This is a genomic window from Micromonospora sp. PTRAS2, assembly GCF_054052245.1.
On record NZ_JBSWBU010000017.1, the window covers coordinates 58769 to 81361 of the forward strand.

27 protein-coding genes are annotated in these 22593 nt (G+C 72.9%); 14 read left to right on the plus strand and 13 right to left on the minus strand.

Going from position 1 to position 22593, the window contains the following annotated elements; all coding sequences use genetic code 11:
* Position 1: 1 nt before the first annotated feature.
* Positions 2–1051 carry a carbohydrate ABC transporter permease gene (locus tag ACVMYR_RS30295; protein ID WP_043966149.1) on the minus strand — a complete coding sequence of 350 codons (1050 nt, stop codon included), beginning with the start codon at positions 1049–1051 and terminating at the stop codon, positions 2–4.
* Positions 1052–1122: 71 nt separating this feature from the next.
* Positions 1123–2469, minus strand: coding sequence for an ABC transporter substrate-binding protein (locus ACVMYR_RS30300; RefSeq protein WP_077938584.1), 1347 nt, complete (start codon positions 2467–2469; stop codon positions 1123–1125).
* A 259-nt stretch (positions 2470–2728) separates the two neighbouring features.
* On the opposite strand from ACVMYR_RS30300, the gene ACVMYR_RS30305 reads away from it, so the two are divergent.
* Positions 2729–3502, plus strand: a complete 774-nt coding sequence (locus ACVMYR_RS30305) for a M23 family metallopeptidase (RefSeq protein ID WP_077938585.1) — start codon at positions 2729–2731, stop codon at positions 3500–3502.
* Positions 3503–3570: 68 nt separating this feature from the next.
* Here the strand turns inward: ACVMYR_RS30305 and ACVMYR_RS30310 are convergent, their stop codons facing one another.
* From ACVMYR_RS30310 to ACVMYR_RS30330, 5 genes are all read right to left on the minus strand, one after another.
* Complete coding sequence (locus tag ACVMYR_RS30310) at positions 3571–4062, minus strand: TspO/MBR family protein (RefSeq protein ID WP_457123418.1); 492 nt, start codon at positions 4060–4062, stop codon at positions 3571–3573.
* 147 nt (positions 4063–4209) lie between these two features.
* A complete protein-coding gene (locus ACVMYR_RS30315; RefSeq protein WP_013288160.1) occupies positions 4210–4356 on the minus strand; it encodes a GPGG-motif small membrane protein in 147 nt (48 codons plus the stop codon).
* Entirely contained in the window at positions 4347–5120 is a 774-nt protein-coding gene (locus ACVMYR_RS30320) for a metallophosphoesterase family protein (RefSeq protein ID WP_074477467.1), read from the minus strand. The genes ACVMYR_RS30315 and ACVMYR_RS30320 overlap by 10 nt, the downstream gene beginning before the upstream one ends.
* A gap of 13 nt (positions 5121–5133) precedes the next feature.
* Entirely contained in the window at positions 5134–5430 is a 297-nt protein-coding gene (locus ACVMYR_RS30325; RefSeq protein WP_043966155.1) for a hypothetical protein, read from the minus strand.
* Positions 5427–6068 carry a nucleotidyltransferase family protein gene (locus tag ACVMYR_RS30330; protein ID WP_255700247.1) on the minus strand — a complete coding sequence of 214 codons (642 nt, stop codon included), beginning with the start codon at positions 6066–6068 and terminating at the stop codon, positions 5427–5429. Before ACVMYR_RS30330 ends, ACVMYR_RS30325 begins: the two co-directional genes overlap by 4 nt.
* Before the next feature lie 98 nt (positions 6069–6166).
* Here ACVMYR_RS30330 and ACVMYR_RS30335 point away from each other — a divergent pair, with 98 nt between their 5' ends.
* The 4 genes from ACVMYR_RS30335 to ACVMYR_RS30350 all read left to right on the plus strand — a co-directional run bounded on the left by ACVMYR_RS30335 (position 6167) and on the right by ACVMYR_RS30350 (position 10479).
* Positions 6167–6952 carry a dTMP kinase gene (locus ACVMYR_RS30335; protein WP_457123419.1) on the plus strand — a complete coding sequence of 262 codons (786 nt, stop codon included), beginning with the start codon at positions 6167–6169 and terminating at the stop codon, positions 6950–6952.
* A 224-nt stretch (positions 6953–7176) separates the two neighbouring features.
* Positions 7177–8091 carry a MurR/RpiR family transcriptional regulator gene (locus ACVMYR_RS30340; RefSeq protein ID WP_043966157.1) on the plus strand — a complete coding sequence of 305 codons (915 nt, stop codon included), beginning with the start codon at positions 7177–7179 and terminating at the stop codon, positions 8089–8091.
* The gene (gene murQ, locus ACVMYR_RS30345; protein WP_077938587.1) at positions 8088–9041 is read left to right on the plus strand and encodes an N-acetylmuramic acid 6-phosphate etherase; all 954 of its coding nucleotides are present in this window, start codon (positions 8088–8090) and stop codon (positions 9039–9041) included. The genes ACVMYR_RS30340 and murQ overlap by 4 nt, the downstream gene beginning before the upstream one ends.
* A 448-nt stretch (positions 9042–9489) precedes the next feature.
* The gene (locus ACVMYR_RS30350; protein ID WP_176734248.1) at positions 9490–10479 is read left to right on the plus strand and encodes a sigma-70 family RNA polymerase sigma factor; all 990 of its coding nucleotides are present in this window, start codon (positions 9490–9492) and stop codon (positions 10477–10479) included.
* A 75-nt stretch (positions 10480–10554) separates the two neighbouring features.
* Here the strand turns inward: ACVMYR_RS30350 and ACVMYR_RS30355 are convergent, their stop codons facing one another.
* From ACVMYR_RS30355 to ACVMYR_RS30365, 3 genes are all read right to left on the minus strand, one after another.
* Positions 10555–11544: a C40 family peptidase gene (locus tag ACVMYR_RS30355; RefSeq protein WP_077938589.1), complete on the minus strand. Its 990-nt coding sequence runs from the start codon at positions 11542–11544 to the stop codon at positions 10555–10557.
* A gap of 172 nt (positions 11545–11716) precedes the next feature.
* Positions 11717–12043: a DUF3817 domain-containing protein gene (locus ACVMYR_RS30360; protein WP_077938590.1), complete on the minus strand. Its 327-nt coding sequence runs from the start codon at positions 12041–12043 to the stop codon at positions 11717–11719.
* A gap of 51 nt (positions 12044–12094) precedes the next feature.
* Positions 12095–12535, minus strand: a complete 441-nt coding sequence (locus tag ACVMYR_RS30365) for a hypothetical protein (RefSeq protein WP_396789046.1) — start codon at positions 12533–12535, stop codon at positions 12095–12097.
* Positions 12536–12656: 121 nt separating this feature from the next.
* Between ACVMYR_RS30365 and ACVMYR_RS30370 the strand changes: the two genes are divergently transcribed.
* The 3 genes from ACVMYR_RS30370 to ACVMYR_RS30380 are packed head-to-tail and all read left to right on the plus strand — an operon-like array spanning position 12657 to position 13904.
* Positions 12657–12971 (plus strand): DUF6158 family protein, encoded by a 315-nt coding sequence (locus ACVMYR_RS30370; protein ID WP_457123420.1) that lies wholly within the window; start codon positions 12657–12659, stop codon positions 12969–12971.
* Complete coding sequence (locus ACVMYR_RS30375) at positions 12971–13306, plus strand: hypothetical protein (protein WP_387105709.1); 336 nt, start codon at positions 12971–12973, stop codon at positions 13304–13306. Before ACVMYR_RS30370 ends, ACVMYR_RS30375 begins: the two co-directional genes overlap by 1 nt.
* Before the next feature lie 58 nt (positions 13307–13364).
* Positions 13365–13904, plus strand: coding sequence for a DUF1360 domain-containing protein (locus tag ACVMYR_RS30380; protein WP_077938594.1), 540 nt, complete (start codon positions 13365–13367; stop codon positions 13902–13904).
* A gap of 83 nt (positions 13905–13987) precedes the next feature.
* Here the strand turns inward: ACVMYR_RS30380 and ACVMYR_RS30385 are convergent, their stop codons facing one another.
* The 3 genes from ACVMYR_RS30385 to ACVMYR_RS30395 form a co-directional block, all read right to left on the minus strand.
* Positions 13988–14185, minus strand: coding sequence for a hypothetical protein (locus ACVMYR_RS30385; protein ID WP_077938595.1), 198 nt, complete (start codon positions 14183–14185; stop codon positions 13988–13990).
* A 32-nt stretch (positions 14186–14217) separates the two neighbouring features.
* Positions 14218–14472 carry a hypothetical protein gene (locus ACVMYR_RS30390; protein ID WP_077938596.1) on the minus strand — a complete coding sequence of 85 codons (255 nt, stop codon included), beginning with the start codon at positions 14470–14472 and terminating at the stop codon, positions 14218–14220.
* A 688-nt stretch (positions 14473–15160) separates the two neighbouring features.
* Positions 15161–16270 carry a 3-deoxy-7-phosphoheptulonate synthase gene (locus ACVMYR_RS30395; RefSeq protein ID WP_457123421.1) on the minus strand — a complete coding sequence of 370 codons (1110 nt, stop codon included), beginning with the start codon at positions 16268–16270 and terminating at the stop codon, positions 15161–15163.
* A gap of 313 nt (positions 16271–16583) precedes the next feature.
* On the opposite strand from ACVMYR_RS30395, the gene ACVMYR_RS30400 reads away from it, so the two are divergent.
* The 6 genes from ACVMYR_RS30400 (at position 16584) to ACVMYR_RS30425 (ending at position 22490) form a co-directional block, all read left to right on the plus strand.
* Entirely contained in the window at positions 16584–17738 is a 1155-nt protein-coding gene (locus tag ACVMYR_RS30400; RefSeq protein WP_457123422.1) for an alkaline phosphatase PhoX, read from the plus strand.
* A 26-nt stretch (positions 17739–17764) separates the two neighbouring features.
* The gene (locus ACVMYR_RS30405) at positions 17765–17980 is read left to right on the plus strand and encodes a hypothetical protein (protein ID WP_091281071.1); all 216 of its coding nucleotides are present in this window, start codon (positions 17765–17767) and stop codon (positions 17978–17980) included.
* Positions 17981–18105: 125 nt separating this feature from the next.
* Positions 18106–19398, plus strand: a complete 1293-nt coding sequence (locus ACVMYR_RS30410; protein WP_077938605.1) for a M16 family metallopeptidase — start codon at positions 18106–18108, stop codon at positions 19396–19398.
* Positions 19395–20741, plus strand: a complete 1347-nt coding sequence (locus tag ACVMYR_RS30415) for a M16 family metallopeptidase (protein ID WP_457123423.1) — start codon at positions 19395–19397, stop codon at positions 20739–20741. Before ACVMYR_RS30410 ends, ACVMYR_RS30415 begins: the two co-directional genes overlap by 4 nt.
* A 220-nt stretch (positions 20742–20961) precedes the next feature.
* Entirely contained in the window at positions 20962–21987 is a 1026-nt protein-coding gene (locus tag ACVMYR_RS30420) for an aspartate-semialdehyde dehydrogenase (protein ID WP_043966190.1), read from the plus strand.
* An 86-nt stretch (positions 21988–22073) separates the two neighbouring features.
* A complete protein-coding gene (locus tag ACVMYR_RS30425) occupies positions 22074–22490 on the plus strand; it encodes a CBS domain-containing protein (RefSeq protein WP_043966193.1) in 417 nt (138 codons plus the stop codon).
* Positions 22491–22593: the final 103 nt, after the last annotated feature.

Here is a 22593-nt window from a genome sequence, read left to right on the forward strand (position 1 = left end):
CTCAGCCCTCCCGCTGCTGACGCAGGTTGCGGATCTGGTAGATCACGAGCGGGATCACCAGGACGAAGAGGAAGACCGCCAGCGCCGAGCCCTGCCCGTTCTGGCCGTACCGGAACGCCTGGTTGTACATCTCGTTCGCGATGACGCTGGTGTCGTAGTTGCCGTTGGTCGCGGTCCGGACGATGTCGAAGACCTTCAGCGTGGCGATCGACAGCGTCACGACCACGACGATCAGCGCCGGGCGGATGCTCGGCATGGTGATCTGCCAGAACATCTGCCACGGGGTGACCCCGTCGAGCCGGGCGGCCTCGACGATGTCGGCCGGGATGGCCTTGATCGCCGCGGAGAGCACCACCATGGCGAAGCCGGCCTGGATCCAGACCATGATGACGATCAGCAGCAGGGTGTTCAGCGGCGATTCCAGCAGCCACTGCTTGGGCTCACCGCCGAGGCTCACCACGATCTGGTTGAGCAGGCCGATCTGGTCCTGCCCCTCGCCGCGGTAGGCGTAGACGAACTTCCAGATGATCGCCGCGCCGACGAACGAGATCGCCATCGGCATGAAGATCAGGGACTTGGCCACCGACTCGAACCGGGCCTTGTCCACCATGACCGCGTAGAGCAGCCCGAAAGCGGTGGCCACCAGCGGCACCAGCAGCACCCACACGAGCGTGTTGATCAGCACCCGGATGATCGAGCTGTCGGAGAACATCCAGGCGTAGTTGTCGAGTCCCACCCAGTTGCGGCTGCCGCCGTCCATGAACGACAGCAACGTGGTGCGGATGGCCGGGACGACCAGGCCGATCATGAGCAGCAGCACCGCTGGCAGCAGGAAGAAGAACGCGAACATGCCCTCGCGCGGCTTGCGGCGCCGGGGCAGTGGAGCCCCGTTCGCCGCGGCGGCGATCAGCTGTGCCTCGTGGCGTCGGGCGAAGTAGGACGGCACGGCGTCGAGGAGCAGCAGCAGGCCCCCGACGACCACGGCGAACGCGATCAGCCCGTACAACAACATGAGGAGCTTCGGCTGCACGTCGGCGAAGTCGAACTCCATCAACCCTCCTTCGGGGTTTCGGCTCGGTCGGTGGGCCGGCCCGTGTCGACGGACCGGCCCACCGCCTCAGATCACTTCGGCCAGCTGCTCTCGATGCCCTGGAGCACGGTCGCGGTGTCCTTGCCGTTGATCCAGTCGATCATGCCCTTCCAGAACGTCCCCGTGCCGACGGCGGCCGGCATCAGGTCCGAACCGTCGAACCGGAAGACGCTCTTCTGGTCCTGCAGGATCTGCACGGAGAGCTTGTCCACCGGGTTCGGCACGTTGGCCAGGTCGAGCTGCTTGTTGGCCGACACCCAGTCGCCGATCTTGGCGCGGCTGTTGGCGTACTCACCGGAGGCCAGGTACGTCTGCACGGCCTGGACCTCGGGACGGTCGGCGAAGGCCGCGACGAACTCGCCGCCGCCCAGCACCGGCTTGCCCTTGGCCGGGTCGATGGCCGGGAAGTAGAACGCGAAGACGTCGCCGTCCTCGGCCACCTTGGTGCCCTGCGGCCACTGGTTGGCGTAGAAGGACGCCTGCCGGTGCAGGGCGCACTTGCCGGTGGTGATCGGCGTGCCCGCCTCCTGGAAGGAGGTGGTGGAGATGCTCTTCACGCCGCCGAAGCCGCCGTTGACGTACTTCTCGTTCTTGAGGATGGCGCCGGCCTTGTCCACGGCCTCGGCGACCTTCGGGTCGTTGAACGGGATGCCGTGGGTGGTCCACTGGTCGTAGACCTCGGGGGTCTGCGTCCGCAGCATCATGTCCTCGACCCAGTCGGTGGCCGGCCAGCCGGTCGCGTCCTGCGACTCGATGCCCGCGCACCACGGCTTGGTGCCGCTCGCCGCGATCTTGTCGCTCAGGGCGATCAGCTCGTCCCAGGTGGTGGGGACGGTCCAGCCCTTCTCCTTGAAGGTCTTCGGCGAGTACCACACGAAGGACTTCACGTTGGAGCCGAGCGGGGCGCCGTAGAACTGGCCGTTGACGGTGCCGTACTTCAGCCAGTCGGCCGAGTAGTTCTGCTCGGCCATCGCCTTGGTGTCGGCGCTGGCCGCCTTGAGCTTGCCGGCGTCGGCGAACCGCTTGACCAGACCCGGCTGCGGGATGAAGGCGAGGTCGGGCGCGTTGCCGCCGTCGACCCGGACACCGAGCTGGGCCTCGAACTCACCGCTGCCCTCGTGGTCGATCTCGATGCCGGTGCAGTCCTCGAACTGCTTCCAGGACTCGTCGAGGCGGTCGGCCTCGATGTCCCGGATCGACGAGTAGATCGTGACCTTCTTGCCGTCGTTGCCCTGGTACTTCTCGTAAGCCGCACACTCCGCGGAGTCCGCCTTGTCGCTGCTCTTGTCGTCGCCGGTGCCACAGGCAGTGACGCTGAGCGCCAGCCCCAGTACGCCGGCGACCGCGAGAGCCTGGCGTGGTCTGGCAAAGACCGCCATGCCGTTCTCCTTCCTTGCCGGCGCGGTCGCGTTCAACCGGCGCCGGTCCGATGGGCGTCACCACATGTAAGCGCTTGCATTGGAGCGCGTCCACCCCCCATCGGACACGGACGAGTAACAATCCCGAAACCAGCTCACCCCTAGTGGGCACGCTCCCACCGATAGGGGGGTTCCACCCTCCGTGACCCCTTTCGGTCGATGCAGGAATCTGTCACGCTGAAGGCAATCGATTGAAGTTTATCGACATCGGAGGTGCTGGATGCGTAAGCGGTGGTACAGCCTCGCGGCGGTCGGCGCACTGATCGCGGCGACCCTGGTGCCGGCGACCCCGGCCCTGGCCGCCCCGACCTTCAAGGTCCCCTTCCCCTGCGGCCAGTCCTGGTCCGGCCAGACCCGCTCCGACCACAGCCCGGCGTACGCCGTCGACTTCAACCGCACCGACGACCAGGGCGACCCCGTGGTGGCCAGCGCCCCCGGCACCGTCGACCGGGTGACCGACCTGGGTGGCACCAGCTACGGCAAGTACGTCCGCATCGACCACGGCGGCGGCTACACGACCTACTACGCCCACCTCAACGGCTTCAACGTCTCCGTCGGCCAGAGCGTCGGCTACGGCAAGGTCATCGGCTGGGTCGGCAGCACCGGCGGCTCCACCGGCCCGCACCTGCACTACGAGCAGCGGCTCAACGGCAACGACATCCAGGTCCGGTTCAACGGCAACCTGGCGCTGTACTGGGGCACCAAGACGTACACCAGCGACAACAACTGCTCGTCGAGCACCGGCTCCGGCACGGTCGACACCAGCGGCACCCCGCTGACCGTCCGCTCCGGCCCGGGCACCGGGTACTCCTCGGTCGGCACGGTCGCGGACGGGACGAAGGTGACGATCCACTGCCAGACCAGCGGCACCACGGTCACCGGCACGTACGGCACCAGCTCGATCTGGGACCGGATCGGCAGCGGCCGGTACATCGCCGACGCGTACGTCTACACCGGCTACGACGGCTACATCCCGAACGTCCCGCGCTGCTGACCGCCACGCGTGTTAGGAGGGGTCCCCTGTGCAACAGAAAGCGTTAACAGGGGGCCCTTCCTTGCAGCTCAGTTGAGCTGCCAGATGGCGAAGTTGAGGGCGGCGGCGAAGGTGACCCACGCCCAGTACGGCAGCAGCAGCGCCGCCGCCAGCCGGGAGACCCGCGCGAACAGCACCACGGTCACCCCGATGGCCAGCCACATCAGCACGATCTCGGCGAACGCCAGGCCGTACCGGCCGGCGCCGAAGAACAGCGGGGTCCAGATCGCGTTCAGCACGAGCTGGGCCGTCCAGGCGTACAGCGCCGGGCCGAAGCCGACCCGCCGCCACACCAGCCACCCGGCGATCGCGATCAGCGCGTAGAGGAACGTCCAGACCGGGCCGAAGACCCAGGACGGGGGAGCCCAGTCCGGCTGGTTCAGGCTCGCGTACTCCTGCGAGGTGCCCCGCACGCCGAGCCCGCCGATCGCGGCGGCGACCGTCACGGCCGCGCCGAAGCCGAGGAGCGCCCACCACTTCCGGCCCCCGGTCGTGCGCCGGATGCTGTCCGAAACTGTCATGTGCAGCAGGTGCCCGGCGGCCGGCGCCGGCAAACCCCGGACGGCATGGCGCCGGGGTCGTCCTGCCCGGTGGCCCCTGTCTGGGAGGACGAGGCTCCGGTCACGACGACCCCGGCGGGTCGGTGGTGGATACGACGAAGTCGGGGATCAAGTGTTGAAGATGCTGACCCCGCCCGGGCCGACCAACAGCCCGACCACGATGAGGACGATGCCCCACAGGATCTGCCGGCGGAACAGCGCGAGGATGCCGGCGACCACGAGTACGACTGCGAGAATCCAGAGAATCAGCTCCATGGCTGCTGAATACCCGAGTGACCGATCCGGGAAACCTCCCCGGCGTCCAGATGATCTCCCAGGTGGAAGATGCTGTACGCCTGCTTGATCACCGGGTGGGCCACGTTGCGCACCCGCACCCCGCCCGGGGTGGTGCCCCGCTCGCTGCCGGCGTGCGCGTGCCCGTGCAGGGCCAGCGCGGTCGGCGCCGAGTCGATGGCCTGCCCGAGCTGGTACGACCCGAGGAACGGGTAGATCTCCAGCGGCTCGCCGGCCAGCGTGTCCGGCACGGGGGAGTAGTGGGTCAGCGCCACCAGCAGGTCGCAGTCCAGCCCCCGCAGGGCCGCGCCCAGCGCCTCCGCGCTCTCGTTCGTGGTGCGGACGAACGCCTTCATCTCCGGCTCGCCGAAGTCGCTGGCGCACCGGCCGGCGAAGCCGCCGCCGAAGCCCTTCACCCCGGCCACGCCGAGCCGCCCGGCGGGGAACTCCAGCACGATCCCCTCGCCCTCCAGCACCCGGATGCCGGCCTCCTCCAGCACCTTGACCACCTGCGGCACCTGGTCGCACTGGTGGTCGTGGTTGCCGAGCACCGTCACCACCGGCACGCCCAGCCCGCCGAACTCCCGGGCCACGCAGCGCGCCTCGGCCTCGGTGCCGTGCCGGGTCAGGTCGCCGGCGAGCAGCAGCACGTCGGCGCAGTCGGGCAGTTCGTCCAGGGCGGGCCGGAACCGGCCCACCACGTCCTCGTCCAGGTGCACGTCGCCCACGGCGGCGATCCGGATCACCTTCCGACCTCCCTCACGGCAGCTGTTCGACCTGCGTGGGCGCCTGCGTGCGGATCACCCCGATGTCGCTGGTGACCGGCACGTCGGGGAAGCGCTCGGCGACCCGGCGCAGGATCTCCTCGCGCCGGTGCGGGCTCTCCACCTCGCCGTAGAGGACCAGGCCGCGCTCCCGGCGGACCACGGTGATCCCCTGCTCGGCGACGGCCGGGTCCTCGGCCAGCAGCCGGTGGATCTCGGCCTCCACGTACTCGTCGGGCGGGCCGGCGGTGACGGCGGGCGTCCCGGCGGCGCTGTCACGGTGCTCGCTCACGCGGTCTCCTTCTCCTCGGTGGCGCCGGCGTACGGCACCACGTCCAACCGGTCGAGCAGCACCAGGAACGCCTCGGCGTACGGCGAGTGCTGCGTCTCCTTGCGTACCCGTTCCCAGTCGATCTGTTCGCGCAGCGACCGGGCCAGCGGCAGCGCCCGGGCGAAGTCGCAGTAGTGCTGGGAGAAGCTGAGCAGCTTGTGCACCATGAGCAGGGACGCGGACAGCACGGGCATGTGGATCGCGTCGACCGGGCGGTCGATCGTGTCGGCGAACGTCTCTTCGGTGACCGGGGTCTCGATCGGGCGGTGGATCAGGTCCACCATCCGGCCGTCGTCGTAGACCTTCACCAGCCAGTCCTCGGGCGGGCGCTCGGCGTCGAAGCCCGCCTCGACCAGCGCCTCCAGAGCCCGGTCCACGTCCTCGCCCCGGATCAGGAAGTCGACGTCGTGCTCGCTGGAGTGCCCGCCGTGGGCGTACACCGCGAAGCTGCCGCCGAGGGCGAACGGGATCTCGGACTGTTTGAGCACGGCGGCGACCTTCTTCAGCGTGTGCACCAGGGTCTCGTCCCCGCGCTCGGCCATGTGGCTCTCCCGTCGGTCGTGTCGTGGACAGGCGGATTCGATTTGCGTACCCGGCATTTCGTTCGCCCACACCTGAGCCTCGCCGCGCGGGGCGCGAACCGGCTGCAAAGGGACGAAACGCCGGAGGTGAGCGCGGGTCCGATAGTCTGGTGAAGGTGGCCAGATCACTGCGGGACCGGCGGGGCGGGGCCCGACTGCGCGCCGTCGCCCTGATCGGCATCGACGGGTCGGGCAAGACCACCCAGGCCCACCACCTCGCCGAGGCGCTGACCGCCGCCGGCCGCCCCGCCACCTACCACCGCAACGCCGGCGGCCGCCGCTGGCTCGGCCGCCTCGCCCAGCGGCTCGGCCGCCCCGACGCCGAGCGGCTGGTCGGCCGGCGCGGCCTGCTCGCCGTCGAGTCCGTGCTGCGCTGGCTGGCGATCGCGGCGGCGCTGCTGAGCTGCCTCGTCACCGGCCGGACGGCCGTCATGGACCGCTACTCCGCCTGCCAGTACGCCAGCATCCGCGCGCACGGCGGGCAGCGCTGGGAGCGGCTGGCCCGCGCCGGATACCGCCTCTTCCCGCCGCCGCAGGTCACCTTCCTGCTCGCGGTCGACCCGGCCGAGGCGTACCAGCGGATCGAGCGGCGCGGCACCGACCACGAGACGATGGGCTGGCTGACCGCCGCCGACACGGCGTACCGCACGCTGCCCGAGTTCCCCAGCTTCGTGGTCGTCGACGCCGGCCGCCCGCCCGAGGAGGTGTCCCGGCAGATCCGGGCCCACCTGGCCGCCTGGCTGCCGGCCCAGGGCGTCGCGCCCGCCGAGGCCGCCGCCCCGGCCGCTCCGCCGCCGGCCGAGCCCGCTCCGGCCGCACCGACCGGCACGCCCGGCCCGGCGGCGCGCCCCGTCGACGACGCCGGCCGGGGGCCGGGGCTGCTCGTGGCGGGTCAGGCCTGACCGTAGGCCGGCCGGCCCACCCCGGGTGCCCCACCGAAGGGTGCCGCCGCCCGGACGGTGGGTCGCCGCGCCCGTCCAGCACGGGGCGGGGCCCCTCCGGGGGAGGTGTCGGGCGCTGCGTGGATGACAGTCTTTCCGCAACACTCGTGAACGTCCGGAGTACTTTTTTCCCGATACGTGGAGACATGGTTGACGCTCGCGCCCGGTGAAAGTAAGTTTCAGCCGTGGCGAAGAGTCCGAAGATTTCTGCGAGTCACGAGCCGGGTGGGTTGATCGTCCACATCAGCGGCCTGCTCCCCTCGCTGTCGCCCGCCGAGCAGCGGGTGGCCCGACTGGTGGTCTCCGACCCGGCGGACGCCGCCCGGCGCACCATCACCGACCTCGCCACCGCCGCCGAGACATCCGAGGCGACCGTCATCCGGTTCTGCCGCTCGGTCGGCATGGACGGCTACCCGCAGCTGCGCATCCGGCTCGCCGCCGAGGCCGCCCGCCGGGTCGAGCCGCCGGACGCCCGGGTCGTCGGCGGCGACATCCCGCCCGGTGCCGACCTGGCCCAGATCATCGCCACCATCGCGTTCAACGACGCCCGGGCCGTGGAGGAGACGGCCGAGCAGCTCGACCCGGCCGTCTGCGAGCAGGTCGTCGAGGCGATCGTCGGCGCGGGGCGGATCGAGGTCTACGGCGCGGGCGCGAGCGGCTTCGTCGCCTCGGACTTCCAGCAGAAGCTGCACCGCATCGGCCGCATGGCGTTCTACTTCCCCGACGTGCACACCGCCCTCACCTCGGCCGCGCTGCTCGCCAAGGGCGACGTGGCCGTGGGCATCTCGCACAGCGGCACCACCGCCGACGTGATCGAGGTGCTGGAGCAGGCCCGCGCCCGGGGGGCCAGCACGGTGGCGCTGACCAACTTCCCCCGCTCGCCGATCACCGACGTCGCCGACTTCGTGCTCACCACGGCGGCCCGCGAGACGACGTACCGCTCGGGCGCGATGGCCAGCCGGCTGGCCCAGCTCACCGTGGTCGACTGCCTCTTCGTCGGGGTGGCCGCCCGCAACCGCGCGCGGGCCCGCCGGGCGTTGGAGGTCACCGCCGACGCGGTGCGGACCCGGCGGGTCGGCCCCGGCCGGAGGCGGGGATGACGGCCGGGCGCGTCGAGCCCGGGGAGGTCACGGCGGTCCCCGCCCGTCCGGTGGTCCGGGTGGGCGCGCCCACCGAGCGGCGCAACCCGCGCAGCGTCGACCTCGACCTGATGTCCACCCGGGACGTGCTCACCGTGATCAACGAGGCCGACCGGCGGGTGCCGGCCGCCGTCGCCGCGGTCCTCGACGAGATCGCCGCCACCGTCGACCTCGCGGTCGCCGCGCTGCGCGGCGGGCACCGGGTGCACTACTTCGGCGCCGGGACCTCCGGCCGCCTCGGGGTGCTGGATGCTGCCGAGCTGGCACCCACCTTCAACTCGCCCCGGCACTGGTTCTGCGCCCACCTCGCGGGCGGCCCGGACGCGATGTGGCGGGCCGTCGAGGACGCCGAGGACGACCACCGGGGCGGGGCGGCCGAGGCGGCCGACTGCGTCGGCGCGGGCGACCTCGTCGTCGGGCTGGCCGCCAGCGGACGCACCCCGTACGTTCTCGGGGCGCTCGCCGCGTCCCGGGCCCAGGGGGCCTCGACGGTGCTGCTCTGCGCCAACCCGGAGGCCGAGGCCGCCGGGTCGGTCGACGTCTTCATCGGGGTCGACACCGGCCCCGAGGTGGTGACCGGCTCGACCCGGATGAAGGCGGGCACGGCGCAGAAGCTGGTGCTCAACACGTTCTCCACGGCCGTCATGGTGCGGCTGGGGCGGGTCTACTCGAACCTCATGATCGACATGGTGGCCACCAACGCCAAGCTGCGCGGCCGGATGATCTCGATCCTGATGGAGGCCACCGGCTGCGCCGAGGAGGTCTGCCGGCGGGCCCTGCACGAGGCCGACGGTGACCTCAAGACCGCCCTGGTGTCGCTCGTCTCCGGCGCCGAGGTCCCCGCCGCCCGGGCCGCCCTGGCCCGCGCTGCCGACCAGGTCAGGGGCGCGCTCGACCTGCTCGCCTCCTGAGCGTCTGCGGCCCCTGCCGGTGCGGGCCGTGACGGTGGTCACCAAGCGCCGACGGTGGGACTTACCACACGGCACGGATTGTTCAACCGGGGCGAGGGTATTCCGTATCCGTGAATGAACCGACCGGTCCGCCGCCGCGTATCAGCCGGTGACCAGGATCGCAGTACGGCGGTGACGCGGGTCGCTGTGCGCCCCGGGGTGGCGATGGTGCCATGCCAGAGGCGGACGCGTTCCGTCGATCCGCCGACCCGTCGGTGGCGCCAACGGCGAGCCACTTTTCGGGGTGCTGACAGCAAACATGGACCGGGCTCTCAGCTACTACTCAGGCATTCGTGACACTTTCGACTCACGACATGGAATCCCCGACGCGTCTCAACTGTTGTGCAGGTGTCAGGTCAGCACCGGAGGGCACAGCGGAAGTTACGGGGGAGGGCTGATGGACGTGGGGATGGCAAGGAACCGGGCAACCGGCGCGAGCGAGGGGACCGTGGGCAACGTGGACAAGAACATCGGCATGCGAACCGACGAGGTGGCCGAGGAGCGCGACCTGGTCGGAGTCTACCTTCACGAGATCTCCCGGACGCCACTGCTGGACGCCGCCACCGAGGTCGACCTCTCCAAGTCGATCGAGGCCGGGCTGTACGCCGAGCACCTGCTCGAGACGGACAGCGTTCCCGCCGGTGTCGCCCGGGACGACCTGGAGCGGGTGGTCGCCGAGGGGGAGCGGGCGAAGGACCTCTTCATCCGCGCCAACCTGCGGCTGGTCGTCTCCATCGCCCGGCGCTACGTGCGCTCGGGCATGCCCATGCTCGACCTGATCCAGGAGGGCAACACCGGCCTGGTCCGGGCGGTCGAGAAGTTCGACTACGAGCGCGGGTTCAAGTTCTCCACCTACGCGACCTGGTGGATCCGCCAGGCGATCAGCCGGGCGATCGCGCAGCAGGAGCGCACCGTGCGGCTGCCGGTGCACCTGGTCGAGGACGTCAACCGGATGCGCAACGTCGCCCGGCAGCTCACCCGCGAGCTGGGCAGCGATCCGGAGCCGGAGCAGATCGCGGCGGCCCTCGGCGTCACCGTCGAGCGGGTCAGGGAGCTGGTGCGCTGGTCGCAGGACACGGTGTCGCTCGACACGCCGGTCGGCGACGACGGCGACACCAACCTCGGCGACCTGGTCGCCGACAGCGACGCCCCGTCGCCGGAGGAGATCGTCCTCACCGGCCTGGAGCGGCAGCGCATCGAGGGCCTGCTCAATCACCTCGACGACCGGTCGGCCGGCATCATGCGGGCCCGCTACGGCCTGGAGGACGGGCGGGAGCACTCGCTGACCGAGGTCGCATCGCGGTTCTCGCTGTCGCGGGAGCGGATCCGGCAGCTGGAGATCCAGGCGCTGGGCCGGCTGCGCGAGCTGGCCCGGGCGGAGGGGCTGCAGGCCGCCTGAGCTGGTAGTAATGACGGCGAACGGCCGGCGTCCGATAGGGGGACGCCGGCCGTTCGCCGTCGCGCGGGGAGCCGGTCAGCGGACCCGGCCGTACCCGTAGGGCGGCATCAGGGCGAGGGCCCGCTTCTCCACGTTGCGGCCGAAGGTCGGCGCGTGGATCACCTGGCCGTCGCCGACGTAGATGGCCACGTGGCCGAGGCTGTTGTAGAAGACGAGGTCGCCCGGGCGCAGCTCGCTGCGGCTGATGTGGCTGACCACGCCCCACTGCATCCGCGTGTTGTGCGGCAGGGACTTGCCGGCCGCCCGCCAGGCCGCGGAGGTGAGGCCGGAGCAGTCGTACCCGTTCGGGCCGTCGGCGGCCCAGACGTAGGGCTTGCCGAGCGCCCCGTACGCGTACCGCACGGCCGCGCCGGCCCGGCCCGAGACGGCCGGGGCCTTCTCGCCGGAGCCGGACTTCCCGCCCGAACGCGCCTTCGGCGGGGTGGGCTCGGTGGCCCGCCCGTACGCCTGCCGGCGCATCTCGTACAGCTCGGCCAGGTCCTTCTCGATCCGCTTGCGGCTGGCGGTGAGCTGCTTCGCCTGCGCGGCCTGCTTCGCCAGCGTGGCGTCCAGCCGCCCCTTCTGGTCGAGCAGCCGGCGCTGGTTCTCGGTGTAGCCGGCGATCCGCTGCTGGCGCTGCCGGCTGAGCTGGTCGAGGGTGTCGAGGCGGTCCAGCAGGGTGCTCGGCCCGCCCGGGCTCAGCAGCGCGTTGGCGGCGTCCAGCCGGCCCGACTTGTACGCGGTGACGGCGATCGTGCCGACGTCCGCCCGGCTCTGCGCGGTCTGCTCCTCCAACGGCCCGATCCGGGCCGCGAGCTTCGCCGCGGTGGCCTTGTTCGCCTTGATGTCCTCGTTGAGCTTGTTGTAGGACTCGACGACCCGTTCCAGCTCGGTCGAGGACTTCTCGATCCGCCGCGTCAGCTCGGCGGGGGTCGGCTCTGCCCGAGCCACCGACGCCGGGGCGATCAGCGTGGCCACGAGGCCGGCCGTCACCAGTGCGCGCAGCGAATTTCTGAGGGACGACAAGAGCGGAGGGCTCCTCTCCCACCAGCCGGCACGACGTCGTGGACGCCGCGTCGGCACCGGCCCGGGGCTGTCCTGGTGGACGGCGGTCGACCGGTCCGGCCTGATCAACCTAGCGCGGGACGGAAGTTACCCGCAGGTGAAGCAGGGACGAAAGTGGCGAAAGGGGACTTACTCAGCCGGCCACCGGCTCCACGGCCGGGGCGGGCCGCGGGGCGAGCCAGTCGCTGACCCGACGCTCGGCGTAGAAGGACACGAACGGGACGGTGCCGGCGAGCATCACCAGCAGCATCCGCTTCAACGGCCAGTCCGCCCGGCGGGACAGGTCGAACGTCGCGGCCAGGTAGAGCATGTAGAGCCAGCCGTGCGCGGTGCCGACGACCGCCACCACGGCCGGCTCGTCGAACCCGTACTTCAGGGGCATGCCGACTGCGACCAGCACGACCAGCGCCACGCCCACGATCCAGGCGATCACGCGGTACCGGGTAAGGGCTCCGCCCACCTTCGTCCGTCCTTCCGAAACCGGCCTGCGCCGGATAGTCGCGAACCGGCGTCAGCCGGGATAGTCACCGGGTCGGGCGCCCGGGTTGGCGTTCAACCATGCCAGGTAGCGGTTGTAGGCGGCCAGGTCGGTGTCGTCCGCGCCGTCGACCGGCGTGGCCGGCGCGCGGGACACCCGCACCGGCCGGCGTACTCCCGTGGGGGTGGCGGACGGCGTGGCCGCCGCGACCCGGTCGGCCCGGGCCGGCTCCTCCGTCGCCGGCTCCGCCGGCTCGTCGCCGGGGGCCGACCGCAGGGCGTGCCGCAGCTCACGCCACCAGACGAAGAGCACGAACGCGGCGAAGACCGGCCACTCGACCGCGTACCCCCAGCTCAGCGCATTGCCCCCGGCGGCCCGGGTGATCTGCCACCAGCCCAGCCCGAGGAAGCCGACGACCAGCACGACCATGGCCACGTGGCGGGCGATCCACGCCGGTGTCCAGAGCCGTTTCATGGCATCGAGGGTACCGGTCGGCGGCGTCGTCTCCGACGCGGCGTCGTAGTGCCGGTGGTTTGCCGGGGGCGCGGGTGGGCATCCGTCTAGACGCCAGCCCAGACGAGACGAGGGGGGCGACATGACCGAATCAGCCTGGCGGACGACCACCGGCCCGGCCGAGGCCAGCCCGGAGCAGCGGATGCCCGAATGGGACGGGGACCACCTGCGCGACCCGGCCACCGACGAGGAGCCCGGCATCGACCCGGCCGAGCTCGCCGACGACGACCTGATCCGCGAGATGCACAGCCTGCACCGCACCCGCCTCGACACCCTGCGGCACGCGTCGGACTCGGCGCTCGCCAACCACCTGCGGCGCACGGCGGACCTGGAGACCGAGTACCTGGCCCGGCGCCCGGGGCGGGAGATCGACCCGGCCAGGCTGCGGGACGAGTGATGACCGCACGCGCCCAGCGCGGCATGTCCGCGCCGCCGGAGGTGGTGTTCAGCACGGCGACCGACCCGGATCGCGCCGCGGCCTGGCTGCCCGAGCCGCTGCGGTCCGACGGCGACAGCCGCCCCGAGGTCGACGCGGGGGACCTGCGGGCCTGGTGGCGCAGCGACTCCGCGCCCGGCTGGTCGGCCGAGATCCGGGTCGAGCCGGCCGACGCCGGGGGCGCGCGGGTGTGCCTCGACCTCGCCGGCGCGGCCGGCGGGGCGGAGGCCGGGCTCGCCGACGAGACCCTGGCCAACCTCGCCCGCGAGGTGGCCGACAACCTGACCGCCGGTTGACCGGCCGGCGGCGGGCCCCTCGCGGGGGCCGCGACGCGCAGACGATGAGGAGACCGGGTTGAGCGAGAGCAGCCTGAAGCAGAAGGTGGCGCGACTGCGCCAGGCGTACGCGCCGCACGAGTACCGTCCGCTGGGCGGCTACCTCGCGGCGATGGGCACGTACGCGGGTGTGACCGCCACGATCGCGGGCCTGGTGCGGGCGACCGGCCGCCCCGTGCCCGACCGGCCCGCCACCGCCGACGTGGTGCTGCTCGCCATCGCCACCCACAAGCTCAGCCGGCTGCTGTCCAAGGACGCGGTGACCAGCCCGCTGCGCGCCCCGTTCACCCGCTACGACCACCCGATCGGCAGCGGCGAGGTGATGGAGCAGGTCCGCGACTCGGGCAGCCCCACCCGGCACGCCATCGGCGAGCTGCTGAGCTGCCCGTTCTGCCTGGCCGTCTGGGTGGCCACCGGGCTCACCGGCGGGCTCGTCCTGGCCCCCCGGCTGACCCGGCTGGTGGCCACCGCCCTGACCGCGGTCGCGGCCTCCGACTTCCTCCAGATGGGCTACGCCGTGGCCCAGCAGGCGGCCGAGGGCGGCCACCACAAGGACTGATCCCCTGTCGTACGCCCGAAAGGGAGGGGGCCTCGTCGGCCCCCTCCCTTCGCGTTCGCGTCTCCAGTCGCCTGCGCCTCGCCTCAGCGCTGCATGCCGGACCAGCCGTGCGGAGACTCCGGCTCGCGCTCGTCCTCGTCCTCGCCGGTGATCACGTCCGCGTCGACGGCCGTCTGGTCGTGTTCGTTGGCGAAGTCCGGCTCGGGCGTGCTGTCCAGGCCCTCCGGCGGCTGGCCGAGCGCCTCGATGTGCTCGTGGTGCTGCTCCTGGCGATCGGTCATCTGGCGGTCCTCTCGGTTGCGTGGCCGGGGCGTCAGAGTGCCGTGCCGCCCAGCAGGTCGGCGGCCTCGTCCACGGCGTACTCGCCTTGGGGGAGGGCGGCGATCCGGGTGAGCAGCGACGCGGGAAGCTCGGCGGCGACGGCCCGGCGGTAGATGTCCGCCTGGCTGATCCGCTCCTGGCCGCGGTAGACGTCGTCGAGCAACTCGTCGAGCGGCCGGGTGTCCAGCTCCTCGACCGGGCCGGCGTCGCTCACGGGCGCCGCCGTCACGGGTGCTTCGTCGGTCACAGCTTCGTCGGTCACGACGATCAGCTACCCGGGGCGGAAACGACCAAACCCGGGAGGGGCGAGCGCGCACAGTGGGGCGGTCGCGCCGGCGGCGTGACGCCCGTCACGTCGGTGGCCGGAACATCGACCGGGCCCCGCCGGTTGTGACGGGTGTCGGTGTGCCCAGTGTCCCCGGGCCTCACCTGAAATGCCTTCGCGGAATACCGTCCGGCTGGAGCCGCGTCGCGCCACGCGCCGAGAGGCGACCTGCACACCGACACCAGCGGCGCCCCGGTCTTTCGGCCGGGGCGCCGCTGGCTTTGCCCACCCCGGCCGCAGGTGGCAGGAGCCGCGCCGGGGGCACGCCTCGCGCCGCGCGCGCCTGAGCGCCGTCGGGCGTGACGCACCGCTACCGCCGGCGGGCGCCGGCCGGGGTCTGCCGGGAGACGTCCGCCATCCGCTCCCGTCCCTTTGCTCTGCACCCGCCGACGCAGCGGCTACGGTGCGTCACCAAGTTGTCCGGCTGACACCGCGCGGACACCGCAAACATGCTGTTCCGCCGGGTGCTGCGCCGGTGGGTGCAGAGCAAAGGGGATGCGGGAGTCGGCGTGGGGTTGGCCGGCCAGCACGCAGCGTGAGACCGCCCCGCATCCCTCTCGGTCGAGGGGCACGGTCACCTTCGGTGACCGCGGTATGTCCCTCGGCGGCGTCAGGCGGGGGTGGAGGTCGGGGTGGGAGAGGCGGTGGCCGGGGCGGCGCGGCGGGCGCGGACGGCGGTGGCCAGGTCGTCCAGCACCCCCTCGGTGTCGTCCCAGCCGAGGCAGGCGTCGGTGATCGAACGGCCGTACTCCAGCTCCCGCGTCGGGTCCAGGTCCTGCCGGCCGGGGAGCAGGAAGCTCTCCAGCATGACGCCGACGATGCCGCGCTGCCCGGCGGCGAGCTGGGCCGCGACGTCGGCGGCGACCAGCGGCTGGCGGCGGTGGTCCTTGCCGCTGTTGGCGTGGCTCGCGTCGACCACGACCCGCTCCGGCAGGCCGGCCGCCCGCAACTGCGCCAGCGCCGCGGCGACGGAGGCGGCGTCGTAGTTCGGGCCGTCGTTGCCGCCCCGCAGCACCAGGTGGCCGTCGGCGTTGCCCCGGGTGTGCATGATCGCCGGGGTGCCGGACACGTCGATGCCGGGGAAGACGTGCGGGACGCCGGCCGCGCGGATCGCGTCCACGGCCGTGCCGATGCTGCCGTCGGGGCGGTTCTTCATGCCGATCGCCATCGACAGCCCGGAGGCGAGCTGCCGGTGCACCTGGCTCTCCACGGTGCGGGCGCCGATCGCGCCCCAGGCGACGGTGTCGGCGATGTACTGCGGGGTGATCGGGTCGAGGAACTCGCAGCCCACCGGCAGGCCCAGCCGCAGCACGTCCAGCAGCAGCGCGCGGGCGGTGCGCAGGCCGGTGTTCACATCGCCGGAGCCGTCCAGCGCCGGGTCGTTGATCAGGCCCTTCCAGCCCACCGTGGAACGCGGCTTCTCGAAGTAGACCCGCATCACGATCAACAGGTCGTCGGCGAGCCGGTCGGCGGCGGTGCGCAGCCGGGCCGCGTACTCCAGGGCGGCCGCCGGGTCGTGCACCGAGCACGGGCCGACCACGACCAGCAGTCGGTCGTCGGCGCGGTCCAGCACCCGGGCGACCGCGCGCCGGCCGTCGAGCACGGCCTCGGTGAGCGCCGCGTCCAGGGGCAGGTGGTGGTGGAGCAGGGCCGGGGTGGTCAACGGCACGACGCGGTCGATCCGCTGGTCGATCACGCGATGGCTGTCCGGGGACGTCACGGTGGGGTTCCTTCCGCCGACCGTGCCCCGGGGCCGGCGCCCGAGGTCGAGCCGGCTGCTCGTACGCAAAAGGGCAGGGAATCAGGCCCCTGCCCAGCCGGCTCGAAGAGGAAGTGACGTCAGATCACGGTGAAGTCACCGGCTCCTCCAGCCGGCTGTCTAAACCATCGATACGACCGCGTCACGCCGACCAGCCTACCCGACGCGGCGGGAAAGGCTCACCCCGTCGTCGGGAAAGCCTCGCCTCACGTTCACTTTCGTCGATGTATTCGTCGGTAGTTTCGGCGGCACACACCATCGCCTGGAGGTTCGAATGGACCGTCGTACGCTGCTGCGCGCCACCGCCGCGTCGGGGGTCGCCGCGCTGGCCGGCAGCCTCTGGTCGTCCCTCGCGTCGGCCGCTCCCGCCCAGCCCGGGACGGGTCCGTACGGGCCGCTGGGCGCCGCCGACGGCAACGGCATCCAGCTCCCCGCCGGGTTCACCAGCCGGGTGGTGGCCCGGTCCCGGCAGGCGGTCGCCGGCACCTCGTACGCCTGGCACGACGCCCCCGACGGCGGGGCCTGCTTCCCCGCCGGAACCGGGTGGATCTACGTCTCGAATTCCGAGATCACCCCGGGCGGCGGGGCGTCGGCCGTGCGGTTCGCCGCCGACGGGAGCGTCGCCTCGGCGTACCGGATCCTGTCCGGGACCAACCAGAACTGCGCCGGCGGCGCGACCCCGTGGGGCACCTGGCTCTCCTGCGAGGAGGTCAGCCGGGGGTACGTCTACGAGACGTACCCGCAGGGCGGGACGGCGGCGGTGCAGCGCCCGGCGCTGGGCCGGTTCAAGCACGAGGCGGCGGCGGCCGACCCCGTCCGGCAGGTCGTCTACCTGACCGAGGACGAGACGAGCGGCTGCTTCTACCGGTTCCGGCCGACCGTCTGGGGGGACCTGTCCGCCGGCACCCTGGAGGTGCTGGTCGCCGGCACCGCAACCAGCGGCCCGGTCACCTGGGCTCCGGTGCCGGACCCGGACGGCTCGCCGACGTACACCCGCCAACAGGTGTCCGGGGCGAAGAAGTTCAACGGCGGCGAGGGCTGCTGGTACGCCGACGGGACCTGCTGGTTCACCACCAAGGGCGACAACCGGGTCTGGGCGTACGACGCGGTCGCGCAGCGCATCGACCTGGCGTACGACGACTCGCTGGTGACCGGCGGCACCGCGCCCCTGACCGGGGTGGACAACATCGTCGGGGCCCGCTCCGGCGACCTGTACGTGGCCGAGGACGGCGGCAACATGGAGGTCAACATGATCACTCCGGCCGGGGTCGTCACGCCGTTCCTCCGGATCACCGGGCAGGGGTCGTCCGAGATCACCGGGCCGGCGTTCTCCCCGGACGGCACCCGGCTCTACTTCTCCTCCCAGCGCGGCACCTCCGGCGCGTCGTCGGGCGGGATCACCTACGAGGTGCGCGGCCCGTTCCGCTGAGCCGTTCGCTGGGTAGAGACTCCGGCATGAGTCACGACCAGAGCGACACCGACCGGATCTCCTCCCGCGCCCACCTGCTGCCCGAGGAGGCGGCGGTGGGCAGCGACGACGCCTACGCGCAGGCCGAGGCGATCCTCGACGAGTCCGACCGGCGGGAGGCCGACCGCGCCGCCGCCCCCGACACGGTGCTGGAGCACCGCACCTCCGACGAGACGGTGACCGCGATCGAGCCCCCGGACTGAGAGCCCCACCCCGTCCACCCCGGGCGGCGGCCCGCGCCGCCCGGGGCGGACGGGACCGGCCGTGCCGCGCCGCGCCGACCCACTCGCGTCACGCCTGCGACCTCGGGATCGGATAGCGTCGGGCCATGCCCGACAGCGGTTTCCCCTGGCCGATCGAAACGACCCGACTGGACAACGGCCTGCGTGTGGTGGTGAGCGAGGACCGCACCGCGCCCGCGGTCGCGGTGAACCTCTGGTACGACGTGGGCTCCCGGCACGAGCCCGACGGGCAGACCGGGTTCGCCCACCTCTTCGAGCACCTCATGTTCGAGGGCTCGGTGAACGTGGCGAAGACCGAGCACATGAAGCTCGTCCAGGGCGCCGGCGGCTCGCTGAACGCCACCACCAACCCGGACCGGACGAACTACTTCGAGACCGTCCCCGCCGAGCACCTGGAGCTGGCGCTCTGGCTGGAGGCCGACCGGATGGGCGGCCTGGTGCCGGCGCTGACCCAGGAGACCCTGGACAACCAGCGGGACGTGGTCAAGAACGAGCGCCGCCAGCGCTACGAGAACGTCCCGTACGGCGACGCGTGGCTGCGGCTGCTGCCGCTGCTCTATCCGCCCGGACACCCCTACCACCACGCGACGATCGGGTCGATGGCCGACCTGAACGCCGCCGACCTGGCCACCTTCCAGGCGTTCCACCGCACCTACTACGCGCCGAACAACGCCGTGCTGACCGTGGTCGGCGACGCCGCCGCGACCGAGGTGTTCGCGCTGGCCGACAAGTACTTCGGGGCGATCCCGGCCCGGGAGTCGATCCCGGCCGCGCCGGACGGCCGGCACGTGCCCCGCGCCGGCGCGCCGGTCGCCGAGACCGTCACCGCCGCCGTGCCCGCGCCCCGCGTGTTCGTCGCGCACCGCACCCACCCGTTCGGCACCCCCGGGTACGACGTGCTGACAGTCCTGGCCACCGTGCTGGGCAGCGGCCGGGGCAGCCGCCTCTACCAGCGCCTCGCCGACGGCGAGCGGCTCGCCCAGCCCGACCTGGTCGGCGCGTACGGGGTGGACCTGCGGCACGCGCCGGCCCCGCTGATCGTCACCGCCACCGCCCGGGACGGGGTGACCGGGGAGCGGCTGGCCGCCGGGGTGGCCGAGGTCGTCGACGAGCTGGCCACCGTGCCGGTCACCGCCGCCGAGCTGGACCGGGCCAAGGCGCTGCTCAGCACCGCGTGGTGGCGGCAGATGTCCACCGTCGACGGCCGCGCCGACATCCTCGGCCGGTACGCCACCCAGTTCGGCGACCCGGCGAAGGCCGCCGAGCGGCTGCCCGCCTGGCTGGCGGTCACCGCCGACCAGATCGCCGAACTCGCCGCCGAGGCGCTGCGCGCCGAGGACCGGGTCACCCTGACCTACCTGCCCGAGGAGACCGCATGAGCCTGATCGCCGACCGTCCCGGGCCGGGGCTGGCCCGGCCGTACCGGTTCCCGCAGGTGGTGCGCCGCGACGTGGCCGGGGGCCGGGTCGTCGCCGCGCACCTGCCCGGGCAGAACCTGGCCGTGGCGCTGCTGCTGCTCGACGCCGGGGCCGGCCGCGAGCCGGTCGGCCGGGAGGGGCTCGGCGCGGTGCTGGCCAAGGCCCTGGAGGAGGGCACGGCGCAGCGGGACGCCACCGCGTACGCGCTCGCCATCGAGGCGCTCGGCACCGAGCTGGTGACCGGGCTCGACTGGGACTCGTTCCAGGTCAGCGTCCAGGTGCCGGTGGAGCGGCTCGGCGCCGCCGTCGAGCTGCTTGCCGAGGCCGTCCGCACGCCGAAGCTGGACCCGGACGACCTGCGCCGGGTCCGCGACGACGAGGCGACCGCCCTGCGGATGGACTGGGCCAACCCCGGGCCCCGGGCCGAGGCGGCGCTGCGGGCCGACCTGTTCGGCGCGCAGAACCGCTGGGGCCGACCCATGTACGGCGACCCGGACTCGGTGGCGGCCCTGGACCCGGAGGACCTCACCGTCTTCCACTCCGAGTGGTTCCTGCGCCCCGGCACCCTGGTCGTCGCCGGTGACCTGGACCGGCTCGACCTGGACGCGCTGGGCGCGGCGGCGTTCGCCGGCACCGGCGGCGGCCCGACCCCGGTCGAGGGCCCGGTCGACGTGCCGCTGCGCGCCGGCCGGCGGATCATCCTGGTCGACCGCCCCGGGTCGGTGCAGTCCACGCTGCGGCTGGGCCATGCCGCCCCGCACCGGGCGCACCCCGACCACGTGCCGATGGCTCTGGCCGGCACGGTGCTCGGCGGCGCGTTCACCTCCCGGCTCAACCACCTGATCCGCGAGGTGCGCGGCTACACGTACGGCATCCGGGGCGACTTCGCCTCGTCCCGCCGGTTCGGCCGGTTCGCGGTCAGCTCCGGGGTGCAGACGGCCGTGACCGCGCCGGCCCTCGTCGAGGCGGTCGGGGAGATCACCCGTACCCGGGCCGGCGGGGTGACCGAGGACGAGCTGGCGGTGGCGCGGTCGTGGCGGGCCGGGCAGCTCTCGGTCGAGCTGCAGAGCCCCCGGGCGATCGCGTCGGCGCTGACCACCCTGGTCGTGCACGACCTGCCGGACGACTACCACGCCCGGCTGCGCGAGTCCCTGCTCGCCGCCGACGTGGCCGACGTGTCGGCCGCCGCCGCGACCCACCTGCACCCGGAGTCGCTGACCCTGGTGGTCGAGGGCGACGCCGCGCTCATCCGCGACGAGCTGGCGGCCACCGGCCTCGGGGAGATCGTCGACGTCCGCCCCTGACCCGGGCGGTGTGATTCGCGTCGCGCCCCGGCCGGCGGGGCGGCCCGGCCGGGGCGGCGATGTTCCGGCCGGGGCCCGCCCACGCCCCGGAAATTCCGGCGCGGCGCGCGGTGGCGACGCCGACGTTGCGGCGCGGGGCCGCCCCCGGCCCGTCCGGTCGCTGCCCGGGCGGTGGGAAAGCGTTCCCGGCCCGGCCGCCGACCTGGGTAGCCTCGCGGGCATGAGGATCGGCATTGTGGGGGCCACCGGCCAGGTCGGTGGCGTGATGCGGCAGGTGCTGGCGGAGCGCGAGTTCCCGGCGGAGCAGGTGCGGTTGTTCGCCTCCGCCCGGTCGGCCGGGCGGACCGTGCCGTGGCGCGGCGGCGAGGTGACGATCGAGGACGCGGCCACGGCCGACTACGCGGGCCTGGACATCGTGCTCTTCTCCGCCGGCAAGGGCACCGCCCTGGAGCTGGCCCCCCGGGTCGCCGCGGCCGGCGCGGTGGTGATCGACAACTCGTCGGCGTTCCGGATGGACCCGGACGTGCCGCTGGTCGTCGCCGAGGTCAACCCGCACGCCGCCGCGCACCGCCCGAAGGGCATCATCGCCAACCCGAACTGCACCACCATGGCCGCGATGCCGGTGCTGCGCCCGCTGCACGCCGAGGCGGAGCTGGTGAGCCTCGTCGTCTCCACCTACCAGGCGGTCTCCGGTGCCGGCCTGGCCGGCGTGGCCGAGCTGGAGGAGCAGGTCCGCAAGGTCGCCGAGCAGGCCGCCGGGCTGGCGTTCGACGGCACGGCCGTGGAGTTCCCCGCCCCCCGCGTCTTCGCCCGGACCATCGCGTTCAACGTGCTCCCGCTCGCCGGCTCGATCGTCGACGACGGCTCGGCGGAGACCGACGAGGAGCAGAAGCTGCGCAACGAGAGCCGCAAGATCCTGGAGATCCCCGGGCTGAAGGTCTCCGGCACCTGCGTCCGGGTGCCTGTCTTCACCGGCCACTCGCTCCAGATCAACGCCCGGTTCGCCCGGCCGGTCACCCCGCAGCGGGCCCGCGAGCTGCTCGACGGCGCGCCCGGCGTGGCCCTGTCCGACGTGCCGACCCCGCTGCAGGCCGCCGGCCACGACCCGACGTACGTGGGCCGGATCCGCGCCGACGAGACGGTGGAGCACGGCCTGTCCCTGTTCTGCTCCAACGACAACCTGCGCAAGGGCGCCGCCCTCAACGCCGTCCAGCTCGCCGAACTCGTCGCCGCCGAGCTGCGCTGACCGCCGGCGCACCCCTGCGGCACGCTGCGTTACCCCGCCGGGGCGGCGGGTAGACACGGCGGTGCCGACACCGAGAGGGGAGCACCATGACAACGGTCGGAGAGTTCATGACGACCCGGTTGGTGACGATGGACGGCCACGAGACGCTCACCGCCGCCGCGCGGGAGATGCGCGACAGCGCCATCGGCGACGTGGTGGTGACCGCAGGTGACGACGTGGTCGGCATCGTCACGGACCGGGACATCGCGGTCCGGGGCGTCGCCGAGGAGATGGACCCCAACACGACCCGGCTGAACCAGATCACCAGCCGGGACGTGATCACGGTGAGCCAGTACGACGACGCCGTGGCCGCCGCCGACCTGATGCGCACGTACGCCGTGCGCCGGCTGCCGGTGATCGACGACGGCCGGCTGGTCGGCCTGGTCTCCATGGGCGACCTCGCGGTCGAGCGGGAGCCGCAGTCGGTGCTGGCGGACATCAGCGCCGACGACCCCAACAACTGACCGTCCGCCGCGGCACGCCGGCCCCCGACCCGGGGGCCGGCGTCGCGTCGTGTGCGCGCCCGCTCCGCCTCACCCGATCCGGGTGAGGTTGACCCCGTACCGG

What these genes read in the sequence shown, in the direction of transcription:
- ACVMYR_RS30420 (WP_043966190.1), top strand. Translation starts at nt 20,962, where the DNA reads ATGAGGATCGGCATTGTGGGGGCCACCGGCCAGGTCGGTGGCGTGATG.
- ACVMYR_RS30300 (WP_077938584.1), bottom strand. Translation starts at nt 2,469, where the DNA reads ATGGCGGTCTTTGCCAGACCACGCCAGGCTCTCGCGGTCGCCGGCGTA.
- murQ (WP_077938587.1), top strand. Translation starts at nt 8,088, where the DNA reads ATGACGGCCGGGCGCGTCGAGCCCGGGGAGGTCACGGCGGTCCCCGCC.
- ACVMYR_RS30400 (WP_457123422.1), top strand. Translation starts at nt 16,584, where the DNA reads ATGGACCGTCGTACGCTGCTGCGCGCCACCGCCGCGTCGGGGGTCGCC.
- ACVMYR_RS30370 (WP_457123420.1), top strand. Translation starts at nt 12,657, where the DNA reads ATGACCGAATCAGCCTGGCGGACGACCACCGGCCCGGCCGAGGCCAGC.
- ACVMYR_RS30350 (WP_176734248.1), top strand. Translation starts at nt 9,490, where the DNA reads ATGGCAAGGAACCGGGCAACCGGCGCGAGCGAGGGGACCGTGGGCAAC.
- ACVMYR_RS30310 (WP_457123418.1), bottom strand. Translation starts at nt 4,062, where the DNA reads ATGACAGTTTCGGACAGCATCCGGCGCACGACCGGGGGCCGGAAGTGG.
- ACVMYR_RS30425 (WP_043966193.1), top strand. Translation starts at nt 22,074, where the DNA reads ATGACAACGGTCGGAGAGTTCATGACGACCCGGTTGGTGACGATGGAC.
- ACVMYR_RS30330 (WP_255700247.1), bottom strand. Translation starts at nt 6,068, where the DNA reads ATGCCGGGTACGCAAATCGAATCCGCCTGTCCACGACACGACCGACGG.
- ACVMYR_RS30405 (WP_091281071.1), top strand. Translation starts at nt 17,765, where the DNA reads ATGAGTCACGACCAGAGCGACACCGACCGGATCTCCTCCCGCGCCCAC.
- ACVMYR_RS30385 (WP_077938595.1), bottom strand. Translation starts at nt 14,185, where the DNA reads ATGACCGATCGCCAGGAGCAGCACCACGAGCACATCGAGGCGCTCGGC.
- ACVMYR_RS30410 (WP_077938605.1), top strand. Translation starts at nt 18,106, where the DNA reads ATGCCCGACAGCGGTTTCCCCTGGCCGATCGAAACGACCCGACTGGAC.
- ACVMYR_RS30295 (WP_043966149.1), bottom strand. Translation starts at nt 1,051, where the DNA reads ATGGAGTTCGACTTCGCCGACGTGCAGCCGAAGCTCCTCATGTTGTTG.
- ACVMYR_RS30375 (WP_387105709.1), top strand. Translation starts at nt 12,971, where the DNA reads ATGACCGCACGCGCCCAGCGCGGCATGTCCGCGCCGCCGGAGGTGGTG.
- ACVMYR_RS30305 (WP_077938585.1), top strand. Translation starts at nt 2,729, where the DNA reads ATGCGTAAGCGGTGGTACAGCCTCGCGGCGGTCGGCGCACTGATCGCG.
- ACVMYR_RS30415 (WP_457123423.1), top strand. Translation starts at nt 19,395, where the DNA reads ATGAGCCTGATCGCCGACCGTCCCGGGCCGGGGCTGGCCCGGCCGTAC.
- ACVMYR_RS30315 (WP_013288160.1), bottom strand. Translation starts at nt 4,356, where the DNA reads ATGGAGCTGATTCTCTGGATTCTCGCAGTCGTACTCGTGGTCGCCGGC.
- ACVMYR_RS30365 (WP_396789046.1), bottom strand. Translation starts at nt 12,535, where the DNA reads ATGAAACGGCTCTGGACACCGGCGTGGATCGCCCGCCACGTGGCCATG.